The sequence below is a fragment of the Kaistella palustris DSM 21579 genome (genome assembly GCF_000422265.1).
In the GTDB taxonomy this organism is placed as follows: Bacteria; Bacteroidota; Bacteroidia; order Flavobacteriales; family Weeksellaceae; genus Kaistella; species Kaistella palustris.
This window is the reverse complement of the sequence record NZ_KE383812.1, coordinates 256109-270693: the sequence shown is the minus strand read 5'-3', so window position 1 is coordinate 270693 and position 14585 is coordinate 256109. Positions and strand designations below refer to the sequence as shown.

Here is a 14585-nt window from a genome sequence, read left to right as displayed (position 1 = left end):
AAGATGAATGTACTTGCAAATGACGGTTTAGATCAGTCCGGAATAGAGGCGCTTACCGCCAAGGGTTTCAACGTGATTACCCAAAAGGTCCCTCAGGATTTTCTGATCGGCTACATCAACGAATATAAAATAAAAACACTGCTCGTGAGAAGCACTACCGAAGTGCGCAAAGAGCTCATTGACGCGTGCCCGTCGCTCCAGATCATCGGCCGTGGCGGAGTGGGCATGGATAATATTGACGTGGATTATGCACGCTCCAAAAATATCCATGTAATCAATACGCCCGCGGCATCATCGGAATCGGTGGCCGAACTGGTGTTTGCGCATTTGTTTTCGGGCGCCAGATTTTTGCAGGATTCAAACAGAAAAATGCCGGCTGTTGGCGACAGCCAGTTTGCGCAGTTAAAAAAATCTTATTCCAACGGGATCGAACTTCGTGGCAAAACCATTGGTATCATCGGTATGGGGCGCATTGGGCAGGAAGTGGCGCGCATTGCGCTGGGACTGGGTATGCGTGTGATCGCTGCAGACAGCAATGTGGGCCGTGCGAGCATCAAAGTGAAATTCTATAACAATCAGTTCATCAACGTAGATATTGAAACGGAGCCGCTGGAAGGTGTTCTGAAACATGCCGATTTCATCACGCTTCACGTTCCTGCACAAAAGAATGGTGCTGTAATCGGAGAAAAAGAATTTGCCCTGATGAAAAACGGGGTAGCGGTCATCAACTGCTCGCGCGGCGGTGTGATCAATGAGGAGGCTTTACTTTCTGCGCTCAGTTCGGGGAAGGTTGCTTTTGCCGGTCTGGATGTTTTTAGTCACGAGCCAACGCCTTCAAAAGAAATTCTGAATCACCCGAAAATTTCGCTTTCTCCGCATACCGGCGCTTCGACGCTTGAAGCGCAGGACCGCATTGGCATTTCGCTTGCGGAACAGATCAGCAGTATTCTGCAGGTTCACTAAATACAATTTAATAATATAAAAAATGAACGCTTGTGGAGACGTTCATTTTTTTTGAGATCACACTTCGGCAAAAGCGGAATCTGCAGTTCGCAGTATACCAAAAACCTCACAGTTCCGTACCGTGATAGAACTAAAATAAGATCATCTAGTTTTTAATAAATCCCTGATCTCGGTCAGAAGTTCTTCTTCCTTTGTAGGACCGGCCGGGGCCGGAACTTCTGCGGGACCTGTAACTTTGTTTGCCGCTTTGACGATGATAAACAACACGATTGCAATACAGAGGAAGCTGATCACCGCAGAGAGGAAATTGCCGTAAGTGACTCCGTTCCAGGAAAGTTTCGCAATATTTTCGGCGCCGGCTGCTTTTAAGGCCGGATTCAGCAGCAGCGGTGTTATTACATCCTCAACCAGCGACGTTACGATTTTTCCAAAGGCCGCACCAATGATCACTGCGACAGCCAAATCCACCACGTTACCTTTGAACGCAAATGCTTTAAATTCCTTTACAAATCCCATTGTTTTATATTTTAATGTTTATGTAACAAATGTATATATTTTTTAGAACATTCATTTAAAAATCATATTTTCTGCACAATAAGTGTAATTGGGCTTTTATTATTCTTAAATTTAATGTTTAAATACACTTACGATGAAAGTTTTTACGGCAGCTCAAATCCGACAATGTGATGCGTCTACCATTCAGCACGAACCTGTTGGTGAGGTTGATTTAATGGAGCGCGCGGCTACAGCCTGTGCAGACTGGATCTCTGCGAGATTTACCGGAAATGAAAAATTCTGTATTTTTTGTGGTAACGGAAATAATGGTGGTGATGGTTTTGCACTCGCACGTATTCTTGCGGATAGATGCCGGAATGTAATTGTATTTGGAGATTTTGCTGCAGACTTATCGGATTCTGCCTCCCATCATCTTAAACGCTTAAAAGCGGTGGAAGGTGTAGCCTTTCTGGATATTAAGGAAGCGGAGACTTTCCAGTTTAGTGAAACGTCTGTAATTATTGATGCATTGTTAGGTACAGGCCTGAACCGCAAGATTGAAGGTTGGTTGGCAACGGTGATCGAAAAGCTGAATGCGGCGCAGGTACCAAAAATTTCTGTTGATATCCCCTCCGGGTTGCTTGCCGATCAGCTCGTGTCCCATTCCGCGGTTATTTTTAAAGCCGATTATACGCTGACCTTTCAGTTCTGGAGGAGAAGTTTTCTGCATTTTGAAAGCGGAAAATTCTGCGGCGAAGTTCACCTGCTGGATATTGGACTAAGTGCCGAATTCATTAATAAAGAAAAAACGCCATATTTCACAATTGATGAAGACCTGATTCAGAAGATTTACAGGAAACGCGATGACTTTTCGCACAAGGGAACATTTGGCAAAACACTTATAGCCGCGGGAAGTTTCGGAAAAATGGGAGCCGCAGTTCTGGCTACAAAAGCCGCTCTGAAAACGGGGAGCGGTCTTACTGTAACGCTGGCGCCAACCTGTGGATATGAAATTCTGCAGATCTCCTGTCCCGAAGCGATGTTCGTATCGGGTGGTAAAACGGAACTCACAGAATTTTTTGTTGAAGAAAATGCTGCAGCTGGGATTGGACCGGGACTTGGTACATCAGAAAAAACTGTCGCCGCATTTTTATCTTTTTTAAAAACCTATGAAAAACCGCTGGTAATTGATGCCGATGCACTGAATATCATTGCTGAAAATCCGGAATATTTAAAAGCTGTTCCGAAGGATTCAATCATTACGCCGCATCCCAAAGAATTTCAACGGCTTTTTGGTGAGACTGCAAATTCTTTCGAGCGTTTAGAACTGGCGCGGCAAAAAGCCTGCGAACTTGCGATCTACATCGTTTTGAAAGATCACCATACGCAGGTCGTAACTCCCGAAATGAAGGTTTACTACAATACCACCGGAAATTCCGGAATGGCAAAAGGTGGCAGCGGCGATGCGCTGCTTGGCGTGATCACCTCTCTGCTTGCGCAGGATTATTCGCCCCGCGACGCCGCCCTGTTTGGTGTGTGGCTGCATGGCGCAGCGGGTGATCTCGCAGCAGAGAAGTTCTCAAAAGAAGCCATGCTGCCAGGTGATCTGATAAATGAACTCGGAAATGTTTTCAAATACCTTTCAAAAAAAATCCCTTTCAATAAATGAAAAGGATGAATTTATTATAAATTAAAGCTTATTCCGGTTTTGCATTTTCTTCTGCGGTAATCGGTCTGTTCCTAGCTGTGAACATGATTACAAAACCTGCAATCATAAACGGTATTGAAAGGACCTGACCTGTATTTAAACCGGCGAAGTGAATAAATTCATCACCCTGCGGTTCTTTTAAAAACTCCACAAAGAACCTTACTGCCCAAAGAATAATGAAGAACAGCCCAAAAAGCCAGCCCTGCTGATATTTCTTATTGGTGTAGCGGTAAAGGATCCACAACAGCACGAAAAGCAGAAAATAGCCTGCAGCCTCGAAGAGTTGCGTAGGGTAGCGCGGAACAATGCTGCCGTATTCGGAACTTTGCTGAGGAAATAAAACCGCGAAAGGGGAATTTTCAGGTGCCGGCTTACCGATGATTTCGGAGTTGAAAAAGTTGCCGATACGGACAAAAGCGCCGCCGAGAGCTACTACAATACCGATCCGGTCGTATACCCAGAAAGGATTTTTCTTAATGATTTTATAGGAATAATAAAGTGTGGTAAAAATCAGCGCAATGGTGGCCCCATGACTGGCCAGACCGGAGAAACCTGTAAATTTAAATTCGGGTTTCGTTTGGATCGGCAGGAAAACCGACCAGAAATCCTGCTGAAAAAGTTCGGGCTGATAAAAAATTACGTGGCCGAGTCTGGCTCCGAAAATGGTACCGATCAGCGTCCATGTAAAAAGCGGCTCCACATAATTGGTATTTACATTGTCAATCTTGTAGATCTTCGTCATGATGGCATAACCGAGACCAAAGGCCAGAATAAACATAAGGCTGTAATAGTGCAGTGTTACAGGTCCCAAATGAATCCCGGTGGATGGATCCCACGTCGTGTATAAAAAATTCAGCATAATTTTAATATCTAAAATTTATCGGTTTAATGTTTTAAGCAGCAAAATATCTTTATTATATTGCTTTCGGAGGCACGGGATCATCGCCGCTACCGCCCCACGGATGGCAGCGCCCAATTCTTTTCAGGCCCAGCCAGAAGCCTTTAAAAATGCCGTGAACCTGCAGTGCTTCCACCATATAACTGGAGCAGGTTGGCTCGTACCGGCAGCTGCTGGGTAAAATCGGCGATATAAACCACTGATAGATTTTGATGAGAACGACCAGTGGAAAAGTGATGATTTTGTTGAACATGGAGTTGCAAAAATAACCAAATAGTTTAAATTTGCTTTAAGTTTCTGTTTTATCTTACGCTTACAGAATTACCTCCTATCAAAAATCTGAATCTATTTTGAGCTCCAATACACCACTTGCTGAAAAACTACGTCCGAAAACGCTGGATGAGGTTCTGGGCCAGGAACACCTCACCGGAAAGAACGGAACTGTGCGGAAAATGCTCGAGAATGATGCACTCAATTCGCTCATCCTTTGGGGGCCGCCGGGAACGGGAAAAACCACGCTTGCAGAAATCATATCAGAAAAATCCGGGCGTAAATTCTTTAAACTTTCGGCCGTTTCGAGCGGTGTAAAAGATGTGCGTGAGGTTATAGAAGAAGCCAAAAAGCAAAACCTCTTTTCCGGGAAATCCCCGATTCTGTTTATTGATGAGATTCACCGGTTTAATAAATCACAGCAGGATTCACTGCTGCATGCGGTGGAAAAAGGCTGGATCGTACTAATTGGTGCTACTACGGAAAATCCTTCTTTCGAGGTTGTTTCAGCGTTGCTTTCCCGAAGTCAGGTGTACGTGTTAAAATCCCTGAGCTTCGAAAAACTGGAGGAGCTGGCGGAAATTTCATTAAACAAGTTCAATGAAGTTGAAGGAACTGCCTTTTCCATTAAAGACAAAGAAGCCTTTATACAGTACTCCGGTGGCGATGCGAGAAAACTCATTAATTCAGTGGAAAATGTACTGAACCACTTTAAGAGTTTAAAAAAGAAAACCATTACCAACAAAGATGTGCTCGAAGTCTTGCAGGAAACAATGGCGCTGTATGATAAAAACGGCGAACAGCACTACGACATTATTTCCGCCTTCATCAAATCCATGCGCGGCTCCGATCCAAATGGTGCCGTGTATTGGCTCGCACGAATGTTGGTGGGTGGCGAAGACATAAAATTTATTGCAAGGCGAATGGTAATTCTGGCCTCGGAGGATATCGGTCTCGCAAATCCAAACGCTCTGATCATGGCGAACAACTGTTTTCAGGCGGTTAATATGATCGGTAATCCCGAAGCGCGGATCATATTGAGTCAGACTGCGGTGTATCTTGCGGTATCACCGAAAAGCAATTCCACCTACACAGCAATTAACGAAGCGATGTCTTTTGTAAAGAAAACCGGGAACCTGCCTGTGCCTTTGCATCTGAGGAATGCGCCTACGAAACTGATGAAGGATCTGGATTACGGCAAAGATTACGGTTACGCGCATTCGCAAGCGGGAAATTTTGTAGACCAGGAATTTCTGCCCGAGGACATTAAAGGAACCACTTTTTATACGCCGGGAAAAAACAGCACAGAAAACAAAATTGCAGAAGAACTGCGCAAAAAGTGGAAAGATAAGTACAGATAGTAATCTTGTCAAACAGTATGAGAACCATTTTACAGCATTAAAACCATAACATCCGGCTGATTGTCAGGTGTTTTTTTTATCTTTAAATTAAATTTAAACTGATGAAAAAATTTTACTTTTCGGTTTTAGGCATTTTCTGTTTCGCTTTCACTTTCGCGCAAAATCATGCAGATCAAAATCTTATCAACAGAGAAGTTGGCGCTTACCGGAAAATGATCAATTTCAACATCAATCCGAATACGCTGAATTACGATCTGAAATACCAGCGACTGGAGGCAGATCTGGATCCGGCACAGCTATTTATTTCAGGTACAGTAACCTCGCATTTCCTGCCAAGTGAATCCTTCTCACAAATTTATTTCGACCTCACAAATTTGCTCACAGTTTCGCAGGTCACTTATCACGGTGCAGCGCTGACTTTTGAGCAGTTGCCGACAAAAGAACTGAAAATAAATTTTAATACAGCGTTGCCCGCCCATGTGCTTGATTCGCTTACAATAAAATATTCTGGTGTGCCGGACAGTTCAGCGGGAACTTCTTTCTACGCGGGCACGCACAACGGAAGTCCGGTTTTGTCCACACTCTCCGAACCTTACGGCGCACAAAACTGGTTTCCTACAAAACAGAGCATGAATGATAAGATTGACTCGTTTGATCTTAAAATTACGGCCCCGGCGCAATACAGTGTAGGCGCAAACGGAAAGCTCATGTCTGAAACTGTGCTGCCGGGAAATAAAAAGCTTACCTTTTGGCGTACACAATATCCTACTGCTGCATATCTTATTGCTTTCTCGCTTGGTGATTTCATTAAAACAAATGGCGAGATCGGCAACTCATCTTTTCCCTATCTCAATTACCTGTATCCCGACACGTCGTCCTCGCCTGCAGTGCAAAGTAATCTGGAGTGGACCAAAGAAGCAATGACTGTTTTTGAAACTTACTTTGGGCCATATCCTTTTTCTGCGGAAAAATACGGCCACATGGAATTTGCTGTGAATGGTGCGGCCATGGAGCATCAGACCATGTCGTCGATGAATTCATTCGCCAGATCGACAATTGCGCACGAACTTGCCCATCAGTGGTTTGGTGATAAAATTACCTGCGGCGCGTGGAATGATGCCTGGCTAAACGAAGGTTTTGCCACCTTCGCAGAGCAGCTCATCTTTGAAAAAAATCTGATGACTCACGGTGAATTTATGGCGCATCTGGCTGGTCAGATAAGCAATATTACGAGTTTGCCAAATGGTAGAATTTACGTAGCCGACAGTGATCTATCCAATGTCTCCACCGTATTTAATGGCCGGCTGACCTACGTGAAAGGGGGTTTTGTTCTTAGAATGATGAAATGGATTTTGGGCGACGCCGCATTTTATCAGATGTTAAAAGATTACACCGCAAATCCTGCATTTGCGTACCAATATGCAAAAACCGAAGATTTTAAAAATCAGATCCTGCAATCCACGGGAAAAGATTTTACGGAATTCTTTAATGACTGGATTTATGGCGAAGGTTATCCGGGTTATATTATAAAATGGAATCAAGCTGCAGGAAATCCCAATGTGCAATTTCTTGTTTCGCAAAGCCAGAGCGATCCTTCAGTAAATTTTTTCGAATTACCGCTGCCGGTAACTGTTACAGGCACAAACGGCGAAACAGCCGAACTTATTTTAGAAAATACTTCCAATAGTCAGGCATTTTCAAAAACGGTAAATTTTCCGGTGGCGGCAGTGGAATTCAATAAAGAATGTCAGATCATTGAAAAGAATTCGGTGGTGGTTTTTGATCCGGCACTGGCGGTGTTTTCAGGTCAGAAGGATGAAGTATTACTTTATCCCAATCCTGTTCACAACGCCTTTCTTCTAAAAGGAATTGCTGTGAATCAGGAATTTATAATTTACAGTGTCAGCGGCCAAATCATTAAAAAAGGAAAATATACAGCCGGAAATATGATCAGTGTGAAAGAGCTGCCGACCGGCGTATATTTCCTGAAAATCGCCGGGAAGAATCTCAAATTCAGAAAAGAATAGCTGATTTTCCTTGTAAGCTGAAAAAATCCCGTAATCGGATAGACTGCCGGTTTGTTCAGGAAACCGCTTTCGAGCTCTTCGGTGCAACGGTCCAGATATTCAGGAATTTCTGGCCTTTATTTTCTATCACCTCTGTTTTGATGATGGCTTCTTCCAGCACTTTGGTGTCGGTATTCAGCAGCAAAGTTCCGTTGATGTATACAGGATTTATTTCATCCAGACTGTTTTTCTTATTCAGATGTGCCAGTGAAACTGTGGGGTTTTCTTCTTTTTCCTTTAATGAAATCTCCACAATTCCGTCGCTTGCAAAATTTTTGAAACTTGTAAGATTTTCCGGTAAACTGTCGGATTTATAGATGCTTACGGACGAAATATCAGTAGGTTTCAGAAGTTTGGACTGCACCTCATTTGAAATGATCCCATTAATAATGTACAGCGGATACATGTCTCTTTTCAGGTTTAATGAAATGTCCTGTGCAAAAGAGAAAAGCGGGGAAAGTACCGTAAGCAGTAAAAGTTTTTTCATGTCGGTTAGTTTGCAGAAGAATATATAGAACGGCAGGTTCGGCGATAAAATTATATGAGGGCGAAATCTTTTGAACCTAAAAAAAGTTCGTGCAAAAAAGTGGACCGGTAAAATCGTGTACCATGGTTTTTAACCAAAAAAATCCACACCCAAAGCGTAGATTTTTCTGTAATGAAAAAATTAAATTGATATTATGCTTTTACTTCTGTGCTGATGCCTTCGGAGTTTCCTTTTCTGGAAAGTGTTGTTCGGGGCATCGCGTAGATTTGTGATTTTGCCCGCAGTTCCACTATTTTCTTTACATAATCCAGGTTTTTGGCTTCATCTAAAGTCATGTCCTGAAACTCGTAAATATGAACCACTTCATTTTGCCTGAAAGATTTTCTGATCGAATCCAGTTCGGCTTCACTGCGAACAGCCACGCTGGTAATCAGTTTATCGATTCGTGAATGGTCCGGTGTTTCCTGGGCGCCGAGCAGTTTTTTCCAGAAATTGCGTTTTTCACCGGTCATGATTTTCTTTTCGGTCTTATATATAATGTAATCCTCGTTCTGAATTCCGGATTTTTCTAAACTTTGAGAGAGTGCTGTGGCGTTTTCCTGACTTGGAAAAAGGCCGATAACTGTGTAATTTTTCATATTGCTTTTTGTTGTTAATTTCTATGCAAAGATATATTCAAATTATGATATTAAATCATATTTTTAATTTATTAACAAAAAATTGACAAAAATCATCTATTTTTTTATTAAATGAATATTCTGCTGAATTGATTTTTTCCTTCAGCAAAAAACCACTGTTTCCTTTCCCTGAAATAAACTTCTGCAGTTAAGAGATCATTAATAATTTAAATACATTTGCTCTTTCTTAATGAAGATTTTATGAATATTATACTTGCATCGACCTCGACGCTTTATGGCGGAAAATATCTGGAATATTTAACTGCTGAGATTGCAGAACTTTATAACGGTATTGGTGAAATCATCTTCGTCCCGTTTGCGCGGCCGGGCGGAGTTTCGCACGAAGATTATACACTTAGAGTTAAGGAGTTTTTTGCGCAGTTTGAAATCGGTGTTCGAGGTCTGCACGAATTTTCTGACAAAAAGAAAGCGCTTAATGAAGCACAAGGTTATTTTACAGGTGGCGGCAATACATTTCTCTTAGTAAAAACGCTGCACGAAGAAGGTCTGATGCGCGTGTTAAAAGAAAATGTAGAAAAAGGGAAGCCTTATCTGGGGACAAGTGCCGGCTCCAATATTGGTGGCATTAATATGAAAACTACCAACGATATGCCGATCGTTTACCCGCCGAGTTTTGAAACTATGGGCCTTGTTCCTTTTAATATAAATCCGCATTACCTCGATCCAAATCCGGAATTAAAACACAACGGCGAAACGCGGGAAACCCGTATCTTGGAATTTCTTACCCAAAATAACACCAGGGTTGTCGGTCTGAGGGAAGGAAACTGGATCCGAAAAATTGGCGAAAGAACCACGGTACAGGGCAGTGAACTTACGCGTATTTTTGAAAAAGACAAAGAACCTTACGAACTCGAAGCGGGAAGTTTGCTCTAAGTCCTCCAGTTTTTAACAAGCAGATCCATTAAAAAATCAGGGCATTTTATGATTTTATTTTTGGCAGAATCCAGAAAAAACAAGGTGGTTTTTGCTTCTGTGATTTTCTGTTTAGAACTGTTATAAATTTCATATTCAAACTCAATTTTCACGCCGGGCAGTTTTTTGATGTAGGTGTGGATTTGCAGAATTTGGTCATACAAAGCAGGCTTCAGATATTTAATGCTGTACTCCGAAACGGGCAGCCAAATTCCCTGGTTTTCAATCTCATCATACGGAATACCGAGACCGCGAAAAAGCTCCACACGGGCCACCTCAAAATATTCTGCGTAGTTGCCATAGTACACATATTTCATGGGATCTGTTTCGCCATAACGTACTCGTATTGAATGAGTTGTGTGTATCATTTTTAAGTTTTAAATTAATCATACAAATATATTTGTTAATAATCAATACTGCAATTATTTTTTTTTGAGGATTATAAACTCGATATTTGTCTACTCGCCACAATCCAAATCTGGAGGCCAAATTACTAAAGCAAATGAACGAAAATTTAACACTTATCTGGGAAAATTGTCTACTGTTTATGCGGGATAATCTAAACGCTGCAGAGGACAATACAGACCTGAAAAAATTAGAAAACTCCTTTGACTTACTTTTTGATAATGTGCGTCCTGTCTCGCTGGTTGATAACAACTTGACACTTTTGGTGCCGAGTGATTTTTATAAAGAATATATAGAGGACAATTATCTTTCTTTACTTTCATCTGCTTTAAAAAAGAATATCGGAAAAGGCGTGAAGCTTTGGTATTCTGTCATGGAAAATAAACCGAGCGGCCAGGAAGCGCCGATCACGGTGAACGTGAAAGGCAAGAGCATTCCTACGCCGAAAATGCAGGAAACTATGCCGCCTTCTTTCCCAACCAATCTGATCAATCCGTTCGTGATCCCGGGAATGAAGAAAGTAAATATCGATTCCAACCTGAAAGCTGATTTCTCTTTTGATAATTATGTGGAAGGCGAAAGCAACAAATTTGCATCTACAGTCGCGAAATCGATTGCAAAAAGACCGGGTGCAACAGCTTTCAACCCATTGTTCCTGTACGGCGGCTACGGTGTGGGAAAAACCCACTTGGGCCATGCTGTAGGATTGGAAGTGAAGAATTCTTATCCCGACAAAGTCGTTCTTTACCTTTCTTCCGAGAAATTCATACAGCAGTTTGTGTCTGCAGCAAAAGCGCATAAACAAACAGAATTTGCCCATTTCTATCAAATGGTAGATGTCCTTATTATTGATGACATTCAGTTTCTGTCCGGTAAAAAATCTACGCAGGACAGTTTCTTCCATATTTTCGATTACCTGCACCAGAACGGCAAACAGATCATATTGACGTCTGATAAAGCGCCGGTAGATATTCTGGATATTCAGGACCGTATTGTTTCCCGTTTTAAATGGGGACTGTCGGCAGAAATTAAATCACCGGATTTTGATACGCGTAGAAAAATCATAGTTGATAAACTAAGCCGCGACGGAATTGTACTTACTGAAGATATGCTCGATTTTCTTGCGTCGGAAGTTAAAACCAATGTGCGGGAACTGATCGGCGTCATCAATTCTGTGATCGCCTATTCTACGATCTACAAATCCGAATTAAGTCTGGAGCTTTTAAAGGAAACCATCAACAAGATCGCAGCAAACCAGAAAAAGGTCATCAACATTCCTTATATTCAGGATGTGGTTTGCGAATATTTCGGTATTCAGCGCGAGCAGCTTCTTTCAAAAACAAGGAAACGCGAAATTGCACTTCCAAGGCAGCTCGCTATGTATTTTGCCAAGGAACTTACCAACGCCACCTTTACAAAAATTGGCGAGGAAATGGGCGGCAAAGATCACTCAACCGTAATGTATGCGTGTGATACAATAAAAGATGTTTCTAAGATTGACAAGGAACTGAAGAAATATGTGAAAGAACTCGGCGAAAAAATAAGACAGTAGTTTTTGCGGAGATAAAAAAGTTAAAAAGGAAATTTTACGATTTCCTTTTTTTATTTTGTATGTTAAGGCTAAATAAGAAACTGATATGAAAATTTTAATGGTCTGCCTGGGGAATATTTGCAGAAGTCCGCTTGCAGAAGGAATTTTAAAATCCAAACTTCCCGCAAACTTTACTGTAGACTCCGCCGGAACAATCGATATGCACGCCGGAAAAGCGCCTGACCACCGTTCTGTAGAGACCGCCAAAAAATATAGTATTGATATTTCAAAACAGTCTTCGAGGCCTTTCACCGCGGCGGATTTCGATAATTACGATTATATTTACTGCATGGACCGGTCAAATCTTGCAGATGTGTTGTCTCTGGCCAAAACTGAAGAACAGCGCAAAAAGGTTTCATTAATGTTGGGCGACCGCGAAGTTCCAGATCCTTACTGGGGCGATATAAAAGATTTTGATGACGTATATCAGCTCCTCGACAAGGGTGCGGATCATATTGCTAATGAACTTACTTCGCAGTCCGCGAGTTGATTAATTTAAAAACCATTTAAAATGCTTTTCCTAATACCCGCTTACCTGTCGGAAAATTCACCACAAAGCTATTTTGCGCCGGCGATCAAAGAGTATATTCTGAAGACCGATTATTTCTTTGTGGAGAATGAAAAAACCGCGCGCAAAGTCATTAAATATTTTGCCCCCGAAAAATGCCAGCCAAATCTGAAACTGTTTATTCTTGACAAATATTCCAAAAGAGCGGATCTACAGGAAGCGCAGCTATTGATGAAGCAGGGGCAGGATTTTGGTCTACTCTCCGAAGCCGGTTTGCCCTGTATAGCCGATCCCGGAAATGTGATGGTAAAGTGGTGTCACGAAAATGATGTTCAGGTTATTCCTGTTAATGGACCATCATCGATCATTCTTGCGCTGATCGGCAGCGGTTTCAATGGACAGGAGTTTACTTTTCACGGTTATCTGCCCATCGACAGGAGCGAAAAGAAAGCACGGATCATGGATCTTGAAAAAGCGGTTCAAAAAACTGGGTATTCGCAGATATTTATGGAAACGCCTTACCGCAACAACCCGCTCTTCGAGGATCTGTGCAAATTTCTGTCACCGCAGACCCAGCTGTGTATAGCCGCCAATATCAATGATCCTGAAAATGAAATGATCAAAACGCGAAGCATAAAGGAGTGGCATAAAGATCCACCGCAGCTGCATAAGATTCCTGCAGTCTTCGTGCTTGGCAAATAACATTAACAACCCTTAACAGTGCTTTTGCATTATTGTTGATTTTAATGCCGGAAATAAATTATTATGTCAGAAAAAAAATTAGCAGGAATCTGGATGGATTCAGAAAATGCAACGGTTGTTAAAAATCACGATATAGAATGTGCCTATAAATTTTTCCTTTGCGATCCGGTAAAACGAGATGTGCAGCACGGGAATTCCAGCGAAAAAAACGCGAACAATGTGGAGCAGACCAATACTGCAAAATTCTTTAAGGACCTGGAACATTTACTCACCAATACCGAAGAACTCTATCTCACCGGTACGGGTACAATTCAGGAACAGTTTAAAAATCACCTGGCAGAAACGCCACAGTTCAAAAATTTAAAAGTTACCCTGGATACCGATCAGAAAATGAGTGACGAGCAATTTTTAGAAAAAGTAAAGACGCATTTTAAAGAGTAAATCTTAAAATTATAAAAGAAGCGACCCCAAACCGGATCGCTTCTTTTTATTTGCTGTAATGATAGCTAAAACCATCATTGGCATCTTCCGCCAGGAATAAATCACTTGCATCCACACTTTTCACCATTAGGTCGGGATAATCGCTGAAATTTATGAAAGTCCGCTCTACGTGATCCGTATTTGTGACCTGGCGAGTAATTTGGTAAGTACCTTCATTTACAGTCACGTTATTTTCCATTACTTTAAAATGATTATCGGCAGTGAAAGTCATTGTTCTGGTGATGCCCGTACTTTCGGGCGTGTCGTGTGTATTGGCGATCCCGCCATCAGTAGAGACCCAGTTCCACGTACCGACGAAGGGCTCATTGGCGAGCTGATCATCTTCGCGGGTGCTGCAGGAAACGAAAACCAAAAGTAGAATTAAAACTGCCCCAAGTGCTTGTGTAAACTTTTTCATGACTTATAATTTTAGATTAAACACTAAATTTTTTAAAACAACTGTATAGATGCTTCAATATCAATCAGTTTTTTATTTTAAAGATTAATGTGGCACTTTTTCAGGATAAAACTCAGCAACCAGGCGGGTCCCACCAACAGAAACTGCAAATCTTTCAGAAAACTCGGTTTCTTACCTTCTATTTTATGTCCGTAAAACTGGCCAATCCAGGCGATAATAAAAACACTGAGAAACAATATCCAGGATCTGTGCTGCATATGCACGTTCACTGAATACACAAAATATTCCAAAATTATCATGATCACCAACATAATGATGGCTAACCTCACCGAAAGTCGGAAATAGAAAACGGTTACTGCCGCTACTGCCACTAACGAAACAATGCTGACCGCACCAAAATTCCGGATGTACAAATGTGGCGAAGGAATCAGTGAAACAAATCCCAGCATTGCCCAGAAAATAAGGGGAACGCAAAGCCAGTGTATGGCTTTATTGGTTTTGTTGCGGTGGCTTTCGGCATATTCTGCAAATAAACTTTCAATCTTTCTCATGCTGTTTTTTTTATAAAAATATTCAAAAAATTCGGTTCTGGGAGATTGTATATTTTTGCACAAAGAATAATT

17 protein-coding genes are annotated in these 14585 nt (G+C 41.8%); 9 read left to right on the top strand and 8 right to left on the bottom strand.

Translation table 11 applies throughout. From position 1 onward, the window contains the following. Window positions 1-3 precede the first annotated feature (3 nt). The gene (locus H562_RS0111285; RefSeq protein ID WP_027377601.1) at window positions 4-963 is read left to right on the top strand and encodes a D-2-hydroxyacid dehydrogenase; all 960 of its coding nucleotides are present in this window, start codon (window positions 4-6) and stop codon (window positions 961-963) included. Between the two features lie 141 nt (window positions 964-1104). On the opposite strand, the gene mscL is transcribed toward H562_RS0111285, so the two are convergent. Beyond that, window positions 1105-1479 (bottom strand): large conductance mechanosensitive channel protein MscL, encoded by a 375-nt coding sequence (gene mscL / locus H562_RS0111280; protein ID WP_027377600.1) that lies wholly within the window; start codon window positions 1477-1479, stop codon window positions 1105-1107. 133 nt (window positions 1480-1612) lie between these two features. On the opposite strand from mscL, the gene H562_RS0111275 reads away from it, so the two are divergent. Then, the gene (locus H562_RS0111275) at window positions 1613-3127 is read left to right on the top strand and encodes a bifunctional ADP-dependent NAD(P)H-hydrate dehydratase/NAD(P)H-hydrate epimerase (protein WP_027377599.1); all 1515 of its coding nucleotides are present in this window, start codon (window positions 1613-1615) and stop codon (window positions 3125-3127) included. 28 nt (window positions 3128-3155) lie between these two features. Here H562_RS0111275 and lgt read toward each other — a convergent pair whose 3' ends face one another. Together lgt and yidD are read right to left on the bottom strand one after the other, a co-directional pair. After that, complete coding sequence (gene lgt / locus H562_RS0111270) at window positions 3156-4025, bottom strand: prolipoprotein diacylglyceryl transferase (protein WP_027377598.1); 870 nt, start codon at window positions 4023-4025, stop codon at window positions 3156-3158. A gap of 55 nt (window positions 4026-4080) precedes the next feature. Then, entirely contained in the window at window positions 4081-4317 is a 237-nt protein-coding gene (yidD, locus tag H562_RS0111265) for a membrane protein insertion efficiency factor YidD (protein WP_027377597.1), read from the bottom strand. Window positions 4318-4414: 97 nt separating this feature from the next. Between yidD and H562_RS0111260 the strand changes: the two genes are divergently transcribed. Both H562_RS0111260 and H562_RS0111255 read left to right on the top strand, forming a co-directional pair. Further along, window positions 4415-5695 carry a replication-associated recombination protein A gene (locus H562_RS0111260; RefSeq protein ID WP_027377596.1) on the top strand — a complete coding sequence of 427 codons (1281 nt, stop codon included), beginning with the start codon at window positions 4415-4417 and terminating at the stop codon, window positions 5693-5695. Between the two features lie 101 nt (window positions 5696-5796). After that, window positions 5797-7722: a M1 family aminopeptidase gene (locus H562_RS0111255; protein ID WP_027377595.1), complete on the top strand. Its 1926-nt coding sequence runs from the start codon at window positions 5797-5799 to the stop codon at window positions 7720-7722. A gap of 55 nt (window positions 7723-7777) precedes the next feature. Here H562_RS0111255 and H562_RS0111250 read toward each other — a convergent pair whose 3' ends face one another. After that, complete coding sequence (locus tag H562_RS0111250) at window positions 7778-8248, bottom strand: hypothetical protein (protein ID WP_027377594.1); 471 nt, start codon at window positions 8246-8248, stop codon at window positions 7778-7780. Between the two features lie 191 nt (window positions 8249-8439). Further along, window positions 8440-8886, bottom strand: coding sequence for a hypothetical protein (locus H562_RS0111245; RefSeq protein ID WP_027377593.1), 447 nt, complete (start codon window positions 8884-8886; stop codon window positions 8440-8442). Between the two features lie 240 nt (window positions 8887-9126). On the opposite strand from H562_RS0111245, the gene pepE reads away from it, so the two are divergent. Next, window positions 9127-9819, top strand: a complete 693-nt coding sequence (gene pepE / locus H562_RS0111240; protein WP_027377592.1) for a dipeptidase PepE — start codon at window positions 9127-9129, stop codon at window positions 9817-9819. Here the strand turns inward: pepE and H562_RS0111235 are convergent. Further along, window positions 9816-10226, bottom strand: a complete 411-nt coding sequence (locus H562_RS0111235; protein WP_027377591.1) for an acyl-CoA thioesterase — start codon at window positions 10224-10226, stop codon at window positions 9816-9818. The two genes, pepE and H562_RS0111235, sit on opposite strands and share 4 nt — an antisense overlap. A gap of 134 nt (window positions 10227-10360) precedes the next feature. Between H562_RS0111235 and dnaA the strand changes: the two genes are divergently transcribed. The 4 genes from dnaA (at window position 10361) to H562_RS0111215 (ending at window position 13505) form a co-directional block, all read left to right on the top strand. Beyond that, entirely contained in the window at window positions 10361-11815 is a 1455-nt protein-coding gene (gene dnaA, locus H562_RS0111230) for a chromosomal replication initiator protein DnaA (protein ID WP_027377590.1), read from the top strand. 85 nt (window positions 11816-11900) lie between these two features. Further along, window positions 11901-12344, top strand: coding sequence for a low molecular weight protein-tyrosine-phosphatase (locus H562_RS0111225; protein ID WP_027377589.1), 444 nt, complete (start codon window positions 11901-11903; stop codon window positions 12342-12344). Window positions 12345-12365: 21 nt separating this feature from the next. Beyond that, a complete protein-coding gene (locus H562_RS0111220) occupies window positions 12366-13064 on the top strand; it encodes an SAM-dependent methyltransferase (RefSeq protein ID WP_027377588.1) in 699 nt (232 codons plus the stop codon). A gap of 63 nt (window positions 13065-13127) precedes the next feature. Next, window positions 13128-13505, top strand: a complete 378-nt coding sequence (locus tag H562_RS0111215) for a hypothetical protein (RefSeq protein ID WP_027377587.1) — start codon at window positions 13128-13130, stop codon at window positions 13503-13505. A gap of 46 nt (window positions 13506-13551) precedes the next feature. Here the strand turns inward: H562_RS0111215 and H562_RS15420 are convergent, their stop codons facing one another. Then, entirely contained in the window at window positions 13552-13962 is a 411-nt protein-coding gene (locus H562_RS15420) for a hypothetical protein (RefSeq protein WP_051190490.1), read from the bottom strand. Window positions 13963-14039: 77 nt separating this feature from the next. After that, window positions 14040-14513 carry an Mpo1 family 2-hydroxy fatty acid dioxygenase gene (locus H562_RS0111205; protein WP_027377586.1) on the bottom strand — a complete coding sequence of 158 codons (474 nt, stop codon included), beginning with the start codon at window positions 14511-14513 and terminating at the stop codon, window positions 14040-14042. Window positions 14514-14585: the final 72 nt, after the last annotated feature.

Excerpts from the sequence above, each read along its gene's own strand:
- lgt (WP_027377598.1), bottom strand. The coding sequence starts at position 4,025 with ATGCTGAATTTTTTATACACGACGTGGGATCCATCCACCGGGATTCAT.
- H562_RS0111275 (WP_027377599.1), top strand. The coding sequence starts at position 1,613 with ATGAAAGTTTTTACGGCAGCTCAAATCCGACAATGTGATGCGTCTACC.
- H562_RS0111245 (WP_027377593.1), bottom strand. The coding sequence starts at position 8,886 with ATGAAAAATTACACAGTTATCGGCCTTTTTCCAAGTCAGGAAAACGCC.
- mscL (WP_027377600.1), bottom strand. The coding sequence starts at position 1,479 with ATGGGATTTGTAAAGGAATTTAAAGCATTTGCGTTCAAAGGTAACGTG.
- yidD (WP_027377597.1), bottom strand. The coding sequence starts at position 4,317 with ATGTTCAACAAAATCATCACTTTTCCACTGGTCGTTCTCATCAAAATC.
- H562_RS0111235 (WP_027377591.1), bottom strand. The coding sequence starts at position 10,226 with ATGATACACACAACTCATTCAATACGAGTACGTTATGGCGAAACAGAT.
- H562_RS15420 (WP_051190490.1), bottom strand. The coding sequence starts at position 13,962 with ATGAAAAAGTTTACACAAGCACTTGGGGCAGTTTTAATTCTACTTTTG.
- H562_RS0111220 (WP_027377588.1), top strand. The coding sequence starts at position 12,366 with ATGCTTTTCCTAATACCCGCTTACCTGTCGGAAAATTCACCACAAAGC.
- H562_RS0111250 (WP_027377594.1), bottom strand. The coding sequence starts at position 8,248 with ATGAAAAAACTTTTACTGCTTACGGTACTTTCCCCGCTTTTCTCTTTT.
- H562_RS0111255 (WP_027377595.1), top strand. The coding sequence starts at position 5,797 with ATGAAAAAATTTTACTTTTCGGTTTTAGGCATTTTCTGTTTCGCTTTC.
- H562_RS0111285 (WP_027377601.1), top strand. The coding sequence starts at position 4 with ATGAATGTACTTGCAAATGACGGTTTAGATCAGTCCGGAATAGAGGCG.
- H562_RS0111215 (WP_027377587.1), top strand. The coding sequence starts at position 13,128 with ATGTCAGAAAAAAAATTAGCAGGAATCTGGATGGATTCAGAAAATGCA.
- H562_RS0111225 (WP_027377589.1), top strand. The coding sequence starts at position 11,901 with ATGAAAATTTTAATGGTCTGCCTGGGGAATATTTGCAGAAGTCCGCTT.
- H562_RS0111205 (WP_027377586.1), bottom strand. The coding sequence starts at position 14,513 with ATGAGAAAGATTGAAAGTTTATTTGCAGAATATGCCGAAAGCCACCGC.
- dnaA (WP_027377590.1), top strand. The coding sequence starts at position 10,361 with ATGAACGAAAATTTAACACTTATCTGGGAAAATTGTCTACTGTTTATG.
- pepE (WP_027377592.1), top strand. The coding sequence starts at position 9,127 with ATGAATATTATACTTGCATCGACCTCGACGCTTTATGGCGGAAAATAT.